Annotated in this window: 12 protein-coding genes; 3 read left to right on the top strand and 9 right to left on the bottom strand. The window is 72.6% G+C overall.

Annotation, left to right across the window (positions count from 1 at the left end):
• Positions 1 to 4: 4 nt before the first annotated feature.
• The gene (locus ACZ5SK_RS02345; RefSeq protein WP_361699967.1) at positions 5 to 1,393 is read right to left on the bottom strand and encodes an NAD(P)/FAD-dependent oxidoreductase; all 1,389 of its coding nucleotides are present in this window, start codon (positions 1,391 to 1,393) and stop codon (positions 5 to 7) included.
• Positions 1,394 to 1,554: 161 nt separating this feature from the next.
• Positions 1,555 to 2,448: a TIGR01777 family oxidoreductase gene (locus ACZ5SK_RS02340; RefSeq protein WP_468575128.1), complete on the bottom strand. Its 894-nt coding sequence runs from the start codon at positions 2,446 to 2,448 to the stop codon at positions 1,555 to 1,557.
• Positions 2,449 to 2,519: 71 nt separating this feature from the next.
• Between ACZ5SK_RS02340 and ACZ5SK_RS02335 the strand changes: the two genes are divergently transcribed.
• Complete coding sequence (locus ACZ5SK_RS02335; RefSeq protein WP_334580784.1) at positions 2,520 to 3,017, top strand: GNAT family N-acetyltransferase; 498 nt, start codon at positions 2,520 to 2,522, stop codon at positions 3,015 to 3,017.
• 36 nt (positions 3,018 to 3,053) lie between these two features.
• On the opposite strand, the gene ACZ5SK_RS02330 is transcribed toward ACZ5SK_RS02335, so the two are convergent.
• Positions 3,054 to 4,238 carry a MarP family serine protease gene (locus tag ACZ5SK_RS02330; protein ID WP_457493641.1) on the bottom strand — a complete coding sequence of 395 codons (1,185 nt, stop codon included), beginning with the start codon at positions 4,236 to 4,238 and terminating at the stop codon, positions 3,054 to 3,056.
• 280 nt (positions 4,239 to 4,518) lie between these two features.
• On the opposite strand from ACZ5SK_RS02330, the gene ACZ5SK_RS02325 reads away from it, so the two are divergent.
• Both ACZ5SK_RS02325 and ACZ5SK_RS02320 read left to right on the top strand, forming a co-directional pair.
• Positions 4,519 to 5,310: a peptidoglycan recognition protein family protein gene (locus tag ACZ5SK_RS02325; protein ID WP_457493686.1), complete on the top strand. Its 792-nt coding sequence runs from the start codon at positions 4,519 to 4,521 to the stop codon at positions 5,308 to 5,310.
• Positions 5,311 to 5,442: 132 nt separating this feature from the next.
• A complete protein-coding gene (locus ACZ5SK_RS02320) occupies positions 5,443 to 5,694 on the top strand; it encodes a hypothetical protein (protein ID WP_334580787.1) in 252 nt (83 codons plus the stop codon).
• A 25-nt stretch (positions 5,695 to 5,719) separates the two neighbouring features.
• Here ACZ5SK_RS02320 and ACZ5SK_RS02315 read toward each other — a convergent pair whose 3' ends face one another.
• From ACZ5SK_RS02315 to ACZ5SK_RS02290, 6 genes are all read right to left on the bottom strand, one after another.
• Positions 5,720 to 6,241, bottom strand: a complete 522-nt coding sequence (locus ACZ5SK_RS02315) for a DUF4240 domain-containing protein (protein ID WP_334581395.1) — start codon at positions 6,239 to 6,241, stop codon at positions 5,720 to 5,722.
• Between the two features lie 56 nt (positions 6,242 to 6,297).
• Entirely contained in the window at positions 6,298 to 7,299 is a 1,002-nt protein-coding gene (locus tag ACZ5SK_RS02310) for a helix-turn-helix transcriptional regulator (protein ID WP_334580788.1), read from the bottom strand.
• 171 nt (positions 7,300 to 7,470) lie between these two features.
• Positions 7,471 to 10,176: a pyruvate dehydrogenase (acetyl-transferring), homodimeric type gene (aceE, locus tag ACZ5SK_RS02305; protein WP_468575125.1), complete on the bottom strand. Its 2,706-nt coding sequence runs from the start codon at positions 10,174 to 10,176 to the stop codon at positions 7,471 to 7,473.
• Positions 10,177 to 10,473: 297 nt separating this feature from the next.
• Positions 10,474 to 11,097 (bottom strand): GntR family transcriptional regulator, encoded by a 624-nt coding sequence (locus ACZ5SK_RS02300; protein WP_334580792.1) that lies wholly within the window; start codon positions 11,095 to 11,097, stop codon positions 10,474 to 10,476.
• Positions 11,098 to 11,275: 178 nt separating this feature from the next.
• Positions 11,276 to 11,587, bottom strand: coding sequence for a type II toxin-antitoxin system PemK/MazF family toxin (locus tag ACZ5SK_RS02295; protein WP_334580793.1), 312 nt, complete (start codon positions 11,585 to 11,587; stop codon positions 11,276 to 11,278).
• Positions 11,584 to 11,769, bottom strand: a complete 186-nt coding sequence (locus ACZ5SK_RS02290; RefSeq protein WP_266396118.1) for a hypothetical protein — start codon at positions 11,767 to 11,769, stop codon at positions 11,584 to 11,586. The genes ACZ5SK_RS02295 and ACZ5SK_RS02290 overlap by 4 nt, the downstream gene beginning before the upstream one ends.
• Positions 11,770 to 11,793 lie beyond the last annotated feature (24 nt).

The following is an 11,793-nucleotide window of genomic DNA, read 5'->3' as shown; positions in this document are numbered from 1 at the left end:
CCGTTCAGGCCGCTGCCTGTTCCTGGCGGGGGGTCGGCAACGGGTCGGCCGCGTGCAGGGAACCGGCGGCGGTCAGGTCGGAGACGATCGCCGCCGCCGCCCGGTGCGCGGAGTGCAGTGCGCCCTGGACGGTGCTGGTGTCCCGATGGTCCCCGCACACGTACAGCCCCGCCAGGAGCCGCACCGTCCGCCGCAGGTCGTGCGGCGCCCGCATCGCCGGCACCGCCTCGGCGGTGTGATGCACGGCCAGCGTCTCCCACCGCGCGGTCGAGGTGCCGTACAGCCGGGACAGATGCATGCGTACGGCGGCGTCGACGCCCGGCGGCGGCGTGCCGAGGACCGTGGACGAGATCAGCGCCCGTCCCCCGGGCGCCCGGCTCGGGTCCACCCGGCTGACCACCGTCGTGTGCGCGACCGGGCCGCCCCGGTCGGCGTCCAGGAGCAGCGACGCACCCGTCTGCGGCGGCTCGTCCGTGGTGTGGTGGACGACCGTCACCGGGTGGAAGTCGGGCACCCGCAGCCCGGGCAGCAGTTCCGCCGCGGTGCGCGCGTCGGTGGCCACCAGGACTGCACGGCAGCGGAACTCACCGTGCTCGGCGGTGGTCACCGAGGTCGTCGAGACCGAGGTGACCCGCACGCCCGTGTGCACACTGCCCTGCGGCAGCGTCCGCGCGAGCAGCTCCGGCAGCACCTCGGCCCCGCCCTCCGGCAGCGACAGCCGCCCGGCCGCGAAGGCGCGCAGCGCGAGGTCCGCGCACCGGCTGGACGTGGTGAGCTCCGGGTCGCACAGCAGCGCGGCGAGCAGCGGACGCAGAAAGCCGTCGATCGTGCGGGCCGGCAGCCCACGGGCGGCGAGGGCCCGGGCGGCCGGCAACTCCGGGCGGCGGAGCAGCCGTTCGGCGGGCGTGGCCGCGAGCCGGCTGAGCGCCGCGCCCAGCCGGGCCTGGTCCACGGCGCTGCCCAGCGGCGCGCCGGCCCGTACGGGCGCGGAGCCGCCGGTGCGGGGCCTGGGCAGCGCACCCGGCCGGGGAGCGCTCGCCAGGGCGCGTACGGCGTGCAGTGCGCCCCTTGCGCTCCCCGCACCCGATGGCGCACCCGCGCGGTGATGTCGCCCGTCGCTGTGCAGCAGGACGCCCGGTGCGAACGGGCGCAGTACGAGCGCGTCCAGCCCCGGTGTCAGGGCCAGTTCGGGATACGCCGTGGACAGCAGCTGCCCGATGCGGTCGAGCCGGAACCCGTCGACCTTCTCCGTCGACATGCGGCCGCCCACCCAGGGGGCGGACTCCAGGACCGCGGTCGTTACTCCTGCGCTGGTCAGCCGATGCGCCGCGGAGAGTCCGGCGACTCCGGCTCCCACCACGACGACGTCTGCCTGGTACGCGGGCTCAAGCACGTGCCCCTCCTCGAGGTTGCGCGGCCGGTGGAGACGTCATGCCCCCAACGGCCGTCCGGGATGCCCGAGTTCGGATCGAGGTTAGGGCCGTGATCGGTCAGGAACAGTCGCGCATGGACAGGGCACGGTCGCACGGCGGTCGCATACGGTCACGCAGGGGGTCAGGCTGCCCGGATCGCGTCCTCGATCCCGGGAAACGCGAACGTGAACCCGGACTCCAGCAGCCGCTTCGGCACCACCCGCGCACTGCCCAGCACGTCCCCGGCCATCTCGCCCAGCACCGTCCGCAGCACCGGCGTCGGCACCGTGAAGAGCGTCGGCCGGTGCAGCACCCGCCCCATCGCCGCCGTGATCTCACGGTTGGTCAGCGGCTCGGGCGCGGTCAGGTTGAACGGCCCCGACAGGTCGTCACGGTCGATCAGATGCCGGATCGCCGCCACCTCGTCGTGCAGCGCGATGTACGACCAGTACTGCCGCCCGTCGCCCATCCGCCCCCCGAGCCCGGCCTTGAAGAGGGGGAACAGCCTGCCCCAGGCCCCGCCCCCGCGCGCCACGACCAGCCCGGTCCGGGTGAAGACCGTACGGACGCCCGCCTCCTGGGCCGGAGCGGCCGCCGCCTCCCACTCCACGCACAGCTGCGGCAGGAAGCCGCTCCCGGCGGGCGCGCTCTCGTCCACGATCCGCTCGCCCGTCTCGCCGTACAGCCCCATCGCGCTGCCGTTGACGAACACCCGCGGCCGTTCGTCGAGCGAGGCGAGCGCCTGTGCCAGCGCGGACGTGCCGTGCACCCGGCTGTCGTGGATCCGCTTCTTGTACGCCTCGCTCCAGCGCCGGTCCCCGACCCCCGCCCCCGCCAGGTTGACCACGGCGTCGCAGCCGGCGAGCCCGGCCGTGTCCACCTGCCCCCGCTCAGGATCCCAGCGCACCTCGTCCGCGCCCCGGGGCGCATGGCGCACCAGCCGTACCACCTCGTGCCCGTCTGCGGTCAGGGACCGCACCAGGGCGCTGCCGATCAGGCCGGACGCACCGGCCACCGCGATTCGCGTACGTTCCATGCGGCCATCCTGCCCGGTGAGCGGATAAAACCCCGGTTCGGTCGGTGCCACCGCGTTCTAGGGTGTCGGCCATGCCCGAACCTTCCGCACTTCGCATACGCACCGCCGTGCTCGCCGACGACGGGGCGCTGGGTCTCGTCGACCGTCTCACCTGGTCTCCGCTGCACGCCGTGATGCCCGAGCCGCAACCGCCCTACGACCCCTTCTTCGACGAGAGTCACCCGCCCGAGGAGATCCTGGTCGCCGAACTCGACGACCGCGTGGTCGGCTACCTGCGCCTCGGCCGTCCCACCAAGCTCGACTGCAACCGGCACGTCCGGCAGATCCGGGGCCTCGCCGTCCTCGACGAGGTGCGCGGCCGGGGCGTCGGGCGGGCGCTGATCCGCGCCGCCGTCGAGGAGGCCCGCGGGCTGGGCGCCCGCCGCATCACCCTGCGCGTCCTCGGCCACAACGCCCCGGCCCGCGCGCTCTACGAGTCCGAGGGGTTCGTGGTGGAGGGCGTGCTGCCGGAGGAGTTCCTGCTGGACGGGAAGTACGTGGACGACGTGTTCATGGGCCGTTCCCTGTAGCCCCACAGAACCCACGAGGCCGGTACCGGTCAGGGCTCACGAGGTGACCAGGTTGCCCGTGTCCACCCGCCGGGTCGCCGTCGCGGCCCGCGCCGCGTCGTCGGCGACCTCGGCCGCCGTCAGCACGTACCCCGTCTCGTCGTCGGAGGTGGAGCGGGCGAAGACGACGCCGAAGACCCGGCCGTCGGTCGTCAGCAGCGGGCCGCCGGAGTTGCCGGGGCGGACGGTGGAGCGGATCGAGTAGATCTCGCGGGTGACGATCTCGTCGTTGTAGATGTTCCGCCCGGTCGCCTTCACCCGGTTGGCGACCGTCGCCGCCTGGAGGTTCAGGTCGCCGTCCTGCGGATAGCCGGCGACGACCGCCGAGTCCCCGCGGGAGGCGTCGTCGTCGAAGCGCAGCACCGGCGCGTTCAGGCCCGGCACGTACAGCACGGCCACGTCCCTTTCCGGGTCGAAGAGCACCACGCGCGACTCGAACGACCGCCCCACACCGCCGATCCGTACGGTCGGGTCGTCGATGCCCGCCACCACGTGCGCGTTGGTCATCACATGCTCGCTGGCGTACACGAAGCCGCTGCCCTCGCGGCCCTGGTCGCCCGAGGCGCCCTCGATCTTCACCGTGCTCGTCTTCGCCGCGTTGGTCGCGCTCGGTGTGACGCTGTCGCCGGTGGGCTTGGCGACCTCGGCCGTCGACTCGTTCTCGAACGGGTTGAAGACCTGCGGGAAGCCCGCCTGGGTCAGCGCCGACGTGGCCCGCGAGAACCAGGTGGGCGTGGTGTCCGGCATGGCGTCCTGCACCGCCCCCAGCAGTCGTGAGTCCCGTATCGACGACGTGACCACCGGCGACGAGGACGCGCCCAGCACGCTCGCCGCCACCCACGCCACGATCAGCACCGCCACCGCGTTCGCCGCCGCCCCGCCGACCCCGTCGGCCACCCTGAGCGGCCCCCGGTCCAGCTCCCGGCGCAGCCGCAGCGCCAGCCGACCCGCCAGCTCGTGCCCCACCACCGCGGGGACGAGGACCGTGAACACGGCGGTCACCGTCGCCGCCGTCGTCCCCGGAGTCACCAGGTCCATCAGCCACGGCAGGACCCACACGCCGATCACCGCGCCGCCCACGAACCCGGCCAGCGAGACACAGCCGGCCACCAGCCCACGCCGGTAACCGGAGCCGGCGTAGGCCAGCACCACCAGCGTCAGCAGGATGTCGAGCAGGTCCACACGGCCCCCTTTCTGTCGGATCCCCTAGTACGTGCGGGAAGGGCCCAGTGATCAGCTACCCATCGATCACGCCCACGCGTACATCCGGAACCGGCCACGTGTGCGTGTACCTCGTAAAACGGCGTGCACCGGGAGGATGGTTCCACCAGGTGGCACAGCACACATCGCGGGCGGACCGGAACCGGCCGACAGTGGGTCCATGTGCGCCCTTCGAGCGGCCGCCCGCGCCCGGCGGCGAACCCGAGGGCGGCCCCCGGCGCGGAGACCGGGCCCGCTCCTCGTGCTCCTGGGCTGCCTGCCGGGGCTCTGCGCCGTCGCCGCCCTGGGACTGTGCGCGGGCGGTGTCGACCACGCCGCCACAGCCGGCCCGGCCGCCCCCGACGGCCGTCGGTCCGCGGCCCTCCCCGCCGGCGCGCACCGGGCGGGGAGGCCGCCGATCGTGCCGCGCGCCGCCTGGCTGGACGACCTCGCCCGGCACGCCCAGCCGCCCCCGCGCTACGACGACAAGGTCGTCGCCGTCTTCGTCCACCACACCGACTCGCCCAACGGCTACGACTGCGCCGACGCGCCCCGCATCATCCGCTCCCTGTACACGGGCCAGACCGCCGCCCGGGGCTGGGACGACATCGGCTACAACTTCCTCGTCGACCGCTGCGGCACGATCTACGAGGGCCGCGCGGGCGGCGTCGACCGGCCCGTCACCGGCGCCCACACCCAGGGCTTCAACCACCGCACGGCCGGTATCGCCGCACTGGGCACCTTCACCTCCGGAGTGCCGGTGCCGCAGCCGATGGTCGACGCGATCGCCGCCGTGACCGCCTGGAAACTCGGCCTGTCCGGCATCGACCCGCGGGCGAAAGTCCGGCTCACCTCCAGCAACAGCCTCAGCCGCTACCGCGCCGGCACCACCGCCGCCCTCCCCGCCCTGGCGGGCCACAACGACGGCTACATGACCAGTTGCCCCGGCCGGGCCCTCACCGCCCGTCTGCCGGAGATCCGCGAGACGGCCGCCCGTCTCCAGGGCCGCCTCCCGGGCGCGACGGCCGCGCGCACGCTCACAGGAACGCCTTAGGCGGCGTTCAGGGTTCTCCCATGCCGGCGTCCTACGGTCATGCACAACACAAGCCGACCGGAGGTGGGGATCATGAACAGCGGCCGTACTCGGTCCACGAGGGCCACGGGGGCCATGGAGTCAACGGGGGCCATGGAGTCAACGGGAGCCACACGGGCCGGCGGGAGCCGGAAGGCCGCGCGGCAGGGCGCCGGCTGGACCAGGGCCGCCCGCGGTCCCTGGACCGTGCTCTGCGCCGTCGCCGCGGTCGTCCTGGGCCCGGCAGCGGCCACCGCGTCCGCCCTGGAGCAGGCCAACAGCGCGCCGATGCACCACGCGGTGCGGGCCGACCGGACGCAGGCCTACATCCCCACGGACAGCACCCGCCGCAAGCTCGCGGTGTGACCCCCGCCGCGACCCGCCGCGAGGCTCACTCCTTGAAGCGCTGCCACAGCCGGGGATACCGCTCGGCCAGCGCCCCCTCGTTCTCGAAGTTCACCGGTGTGCCCTCGGGTTCGGAGGGCGCGGGCGGAATGCCCAGGTCCGGGGCGACGGTCCCGGTGAGCTGCTCGTAGGCCTCGTCGGCCGCGTAGCCGAGTTCCTCGCCGTCGCCGTCGATCTCCTCGTCGAAGTCCTCCAGCAGGTCGGCGAGCGAGTCCGGGTCGTTGTGCAGGGCGCCCTCGAAGACCTCGCGGCCCTGCCCGATCAGCCAGCAGCGGAAGAAGTCGAAGGCGTCGTCACTCGCCCCGTCCAGCAACAGCCAGGCCGCGCCCCACAGATCCCAGCGGTAGGCGCGGTTGTAGCGGGACTCGAAGTGCCGGGCGAAGTCGAGCACGGCCTCCGGGTCCAGTCTGAGCAGCCGTTCCACGAGCAGGTCGGCCTGCTCCTCGGGATCGCCCTCGGCGGCCTCGCGGGAGGCGTCCACCAGCTCCCAGAACTCCGTCTCGTCCATCACGCGTCCAGCATCGTGCCTCAGGGTGCCGGACGCACCCGGAGTGGCCGGGATTCTCACCCCGTCCGGTACAGCTCCGCCAGTCGGGCCGCGTCCTCGGCGAAGCGTTTGCGCAGGGGCTCGGGGGAGACCACTTCGACCTCCGCCCCCAGCGCCGTGAGTTGCGCGTGCGCCACGTCCTGCGACTCCACTCGCAGCGTGAGCGTCACCCACCCCCGCCCGTCCGCCTCCCCGGCCGTCGCCAGCGCGTCCCGGGCGGCCACCGGGTCCACCGTGTGCGCCAGCCCGCGCAGGCCCGCCTCCGACAGCCGCAGCACGACCTCGTCCCGCAGGATCGAACGCGCGAACCGCTGCGCCTGCTCGGCCCAGAACCCGGGAAGGTCGAACTCCTCGTCCCGGCTGAAACGATCCGTCAGGTTCTCGACGCCGACGAACCGGTCGATGCGGTACGTACGGAACGCCCCGCCGCCCCGGCCCTCCTCCCGCACCCTGGCGCACAGGTACCAGACGCCCGCCTTCAGCACGAGCCCGTACGGCTCCAACTCCCGTACCACTTCCCGCCGACGCTCCCCGGCGTCGCGCCGGTACCGCGCCCGCACACACCGGTCGTCCCACACCGCGTCCGCGATCACCGTCAGCAGCCCCGGAGTCTCCGGCTCCCGGAACCACGCCGGCGCGTCCAGATGAAACCGCTGCGCCGCCGCCCGCGGTGCGTCCCGCAAGGAGGGCAGCAGAGCCGCCGACACCTTCAGCCGCGCCGCCGAGGCGACGTCCTCCAGGCCCATCTCCCGCAGCGCCCCCGGCACCCCGCTCAGGAACAGCGCCTCGGCCTCGCCGCGCCCCAGCCCGGTCAGCCGCGTACGGTACCCGCCGATCAGCCGGTAGCCCCCGGCCCGCCCCCGCTCCGCGTACACCGGCACGCCGGCCTCCGACAGCGCCTGTGCGTCCCGCGTGACCGTACGCTCCGACACCTCCAGCTCCCGGGCCAGTTCGGCGGCGGTCATCGTGGGCCGGGACTGCAGGAGGAGCACCATCTTGATGAGGCGGGCAGCGCGCATGGGGCCATGATGCCGGGTCGTCGGCAGCGGACCGGACGTGGCCGGTTGAGGGGCGCGGGGAACCGCGCGGCCGGCCCCCGCCCGCCCGCGGCCGCCGCACGACCGGAAAACGGTGAAGGGGCCCGGCGAGCTTCAGCCGCCGGGCCCCTTCACCAACCGAAAACCCCGGGCCTACAGCCCGTAGCGCTCGCGCGCCTCCTTCACGGCCGTCGCCTTGACCTCGCCGCGCCGGGCGAGCTGGGCCAGGGCCGCCACGACGATCGACTGCGCGTCGACGCCGAAGTGGCGGCGGGCCGCCTCACGGGTGTCGGACAGCCCGAAGCCGTCCGCGCCCAGCGAGGAGTAGTCCTGCTCGACCCACTGCGCGATCTGGTCCGGGACCTGACGCATGTAGTCGGAGACCGCCAGGACCGGGCCCTCGGCGCCCTGCAGAGCCCGGCGGACGTACGGCACGCGCTCCTCGCCGCGCAGCAGCGCCGCGTCGGCCTCCAGCGCGTCCCGCCGCAGCTCGGTCCAGGAGGTCGCGGACCACACGTCGGCGGCCACACCCCACTCCTCGGCGAGCAGCTTCTGCGCCGTCAGGACCCAGTGGATCGCCGTGCCCGAGCCCAGCAGCTGAATGCGCGGGGCGTTGGCCCCCGCCACGTCCACGCCCGCCGACTCCGCCGTGTTGAAGCGGTACAGGCCCTTGACGATGCCCTCGTCGACGCCGGCGCCGGACGGCTTGGCCGGCTGCGGAATCGGCTCGTTGTAGACGGTCAGGTAGTAGAAGACGTTCGGGTCCTCGCCCGGGGCCGCCTCGCCGTACATCCGGCGCAGACCGTCCTTGACGATCGTCGCGATCTCGTAGGCGAACGCCGGGTCATAGGAGAGAGCGGCCGGGTTCGTCGCGGCGATGACCGGGGAGTGGCCGTCGGCGTGCTGGAGGCCCTCGCCGGTCAGCGTGGTCCGGCCCGCGGTGGCGCCGACGAGGAAGCCGCGGCCGAGCTGGTCGCCGAGCTGCCACATCTGGTCGGCCGTGCGCTGCCAGCCGAACATCGAGTAGAAGATGTAGAACGGGATCATCGCCTCACCGTGCGTGGAGTACGCGGTGGACGCGGCGATGAAGTCGGCCATCGAACCGGCCTCGGTGATCCCCTCGTTGAGGATCTGGCCGTTCTTGGCCTCCTTGTAGTACATCAGCTGGTCACGGTCGACCGGCTCGTACGTCTGGCCCTTGGGCGAGTAGATGCCCAGAGAGGGGAAGAGGCTCTCCATGCCGAAGGTGCGCGCCTCGTCGGGGACGATCGGCACCCAGCGCTTTCCGGTCTCCTTGTCGCGGACCAGGTCCTTGACCAGCCGGACGAAGGCCATGGTGGTGGCCACGTTCTGGGAGCCGGAACCCTTGTCGAAGGAGGCGAAGGTCTTCTCGGCGGGGGCCGGCAGCGGGGCGAGCGCATGCGTGCGGCGGGCCGGGGCCGGGCCGCCGAGCGCGGCGCGCCGCTCCTGGAGGTAGCGCACCTCGGGGGAGTCGGCGCCGGGGTGGCCGTAGGGCACGACCCCGTCGGTGAACTGCGCGTCGGAGATCGGCAGCTCCAGCAGGTCGCGCATCGCCTTGAACTCGTCCACCGTCAGCTTCTTCATCTGGTGGTTGGCGTTCTTCGACGCGAAGCCCTCGCCGAGGGTGTGGCCCTTGACGGTCTGGGCCAGGATGACGGTCGGCGCGCCCTTGAACTCGACGGCCGCCTTGTACGCGGCGTACACCTTGCGCGCCTCGTGGCCACCGCGGGAGAGGTGGAAACACTCGAGGATCTTGTCGTCGGACAGCAGCTTGGCCATCTCGACGAGCGCCGGGTCCTTGCCGAAGAAGTCCTGGCGGATGTAGGCGGCGTCGCGCGTCTGGTACGTCTGCACCTGCGCGTCGGGTACCTCGCGCAGGCGGCGCACGAGGGCGCCGGTGGTGTCGAGCGCGAACAGCTCGTCCCAGGCGGAACCCCACAGCGTCTTGACGACGTTCCAGCCGGCGCCGCGGAACTGCGCCTCCAGCTCCTGCACGATCTTGAAGTTGGCGCGGACCGGGCCGTCGAGCCGCTGCAGGTTGCAGTTGATGACGAAGGTCAGGTTGTCCAGGCCCTCGCGGGAGGCGAGTGCGAGTGCCGCCGTGGACTCGGGCTCGTCCATCTCGCCGTCACCGAGGAACGCCCACACGTGGGACGCGGAGACGTCCTTGATGCCGCGGTTGGTGAGATAGCGGTTGAAGCGCGCCTGGTAGATGGCGGAGAGCGGACCGAGACCCATGGAGACGGTCGGGAACTCCCACAGCCAGGGCAGACGGCGCGGGTGCGGGTACGACGGGAGGCCGTTGCCGCCGGCCTCCTGGCGGAAGTTGTCCAGGTGGGACTCGTTCAGCCGGCCGTCGAGGAAGGCGCGGGCGTAGATGCCGGGGGAGGCGTGGCCCTGGATGTAGAGCTGGTCGCCCGAGCCGTCGGCCTCCTTGCCCTTGAAGAAGTGGTTGAAGCCGGTCTCGTAGAGCCAGGCGGCGGAGGCGAAGGTGGCGATGTGGCCGCCGACGCCGTGTTTGCTGCCCTGGGTCACCATCGCGGCCGCGTTCCAGCGGTTCCACGCGGTGATCTTCCGCTCCATCTCCTGGTCACCGGGAGCGGAGGGCTCGGCGGCGGTGGGGATGGTGTTGACGTAGTCCGTCTCGAGCAGCTTGGGCAGCGCGATGCCGTTGCCCTCGGCACGCTCCAGCGTGCGCCGCATCAGATACGCGGCACGGTGCGGCCCGGCCGCCTTGGTGACGGCGTCCAGCGAGGCCTGCCATTCGGCGGTCTCCTCCGGGTCCCGGTCGGGGAGCTGGTCGAGCGCGCTCGGCTGGATGGCCTTGGGGTCGGTCATGTCGCCGCCTTCCTCAGTCGAAGGGGTTCCCTATGGGGTATGGGGGGGTGCCCTTGGTCTTTGGCAGGACAGGGCGTGGGCTCGGGCGCGCGTCGGTGTGCGACTGCGCCGTCGGCCCGTCGGCGACTGTAACTCCCTGATCGATGATCGATCAAAGGGTTGAAGGGCAAAACCTCTCGATTACGAGAAAGTCGGCACGGGGTGCCTTTCGGGCAGGCACCGGGTGCCGCCCGTTTTCCGTCGTTTCCGCAGGTGGGCGCAGGTGAGCGGCTGACTGCTCGACTGGTGCCGGCCGGGTCATGCCCGCGGCGCGCAGCCCAGGACATGCGCCTTCACCAACTCCGCGATGCGGGGGTCGCGCCGCTTGAACGCGGCCACGAGCTCCTCGTGCTCCTCCGCGTACGACTGCTGCACGGTGCCCAGCCAGCGGATGGACAGCGCCGTGAACACCTCGATGCCGAGACCCTCCCAGGTGTGCAGCAGCACCGAGTTCCCGGCCGCCCGCACCAGCTCCCGGTGGAAGCCGACGGTGTGCCGCACCTGGCCCGTCCCGTCGGCGTTGCGGTCGGCCTCGTACAGGGCGACCACATGCGGTTCCAGGGCCGAGCAGTCCTCGGCGAGCCGCTGGGCGGCCAGCTCCGCCGCGATCGCCTCCAGACCGGCCCGGACGGGGTAGCTCTCCTCCAGGTCGGCGGCCGTGAGGTTGCGCACCCGCACCCCCTTGTTCGGCGCGGACTCGATCAGCCGCAGCGACTCCAGCTCCCGCAGCGCCTCCCGCACCGGCGTCTGACTGACCTCCAGCTCGGTCGCGATCCGCCGCTCCACGATCCGCTCGCCCGGCTTCCAGCGCCCGCTGACGATCCCCTCCACGATGTGCTCGCGGATCTGTTCGCGCAGCGAGTGGACGACGGGCGCGGTCATGAGGGCTCCTTCGAGCAGGGGCCGCCCCTCGGCCCCGGGGGCGTTTGACGCTTAGACAATACGGCCGTGAGCGCTTTCCAGAAGGGCGCGCGGGGGTGCTTTACGCAGGTGAGACGAGACTTACACGCACGGACGGGGGCCGACCGCATGCACCGGCCCCCTGGGGAGAGCGCGGGCCCTAGAGGTCGAGAACCGCGCGCAGTGCGTTGTCGACGAGCGCCAACTGCTCCGGGCCGATGTTGCCGTGCACCGTCGCGGCGTCGAACCGGGCCGCGGTGAGCTGGAGCAGGTTGACCGCGACGACCGAGGCGTCGATGGGCGACGTGAGGCGGACGCTCATGGCCGTGTCGGGGTGCGCGGCCGGGGCGTGCAGGACCAGGGTCACGACCACCCCGTACGCGTCGGCAAGCCCGTCAAGGCTGACAACCAGTACCGTGCGGACGCCCTTGCCGGTGTCGACGTCCCACACGTCCCCCCGTTGGATGCTCACAGCGCGTCGCCCTCCCCTTCCAGGTCGAGCGGGCCGAGCGCGGCCAGTTTGCGTGCGGCATCCAGCGTCATCTGTCGACGTACGGCCTTCAGGATGTAGTCGTTGAGAGACGGGGCGTCGGCGGCGGCGTCCCGCAGCGCCTTGTCCATGGAGTCCGGGATGCGCAAGGTGATGGCACTCATGACGTCAAATGTAGTGGCAGAAGT

Source organism: Streptomyces sp. NPDC031474, from assembly GCF_055581185.1.
Note: the sequence above shows the minus strand (reverse complement) of the source record. Positions and strands in the feature narration are given on the sequence as shown.

What these genes read in the sequence shown, in the direction of transcription:
- ACZ5SK_RS02335 (WP_334580784.1), top strand. Translation starts at nt 2,520, where the DNA reads ATGCCCGAACCTTCCGCACTTCGCATACGCACCGCCGTGCTCGCCGAC.
- ACZ5SK_RS02340 (WP_468575128.1), bottom strand. Translation starts at nt 2,448, where the DNA reads ATGGAACGTACGCGAATCGCGGTGGCCGGTGCGTCCGGCCTGATCGGC.
- ACZ5SK_RS02320 (WP_334580787.1), top strand. Translation starts at nt 5,443, where the DNA reads ATGGAGTCAACGGGAGCCACACGGGCCGGCGGGAGCCGGAAGGCCGCG.
- ACZ5SK_RS02290 (WP_266396118.1), bottom strand. Translation starts at nt 11,769, where the DNA reads ATGAGTGCCATCACCTTGCGCATCCCGGACTCCATGGACAAGGCGCTG.
- ACZ5SK_RS02310 (WP_334580788.1), bottom strand. Translation starts at nt 7,299, where the DNA reads ATGCGCGCTGCCCGCCTCATCAAGATGGTGCTCCTCCTGCAGTCCCGG.
- ACZ5SK_RS02300 (WP_334580792.1), bottom strand. Translation starts at nt 11,097, where the DNA reads ATGACCGCGCCCGTCGTCCACTCGCTGCGCGAACAGATCCGCGAGCAC.
- aceE (WP_468575125.1), bottom strand. Translation starts at nt 10,176, where the DNA reads ATGACCGACCCCAAGGCCATCCAGCCGAGCGCGCTCGACCAGCTCCCC.
- ACZ5SK_RS02315 (WP_334581395.1), bottom strand. Translation starts at nt 6,241, where the DNA reads ATGGACGAGACGGAGTTCTGGGAGCTGGTGGACGCCTCCCGCGAGGCC.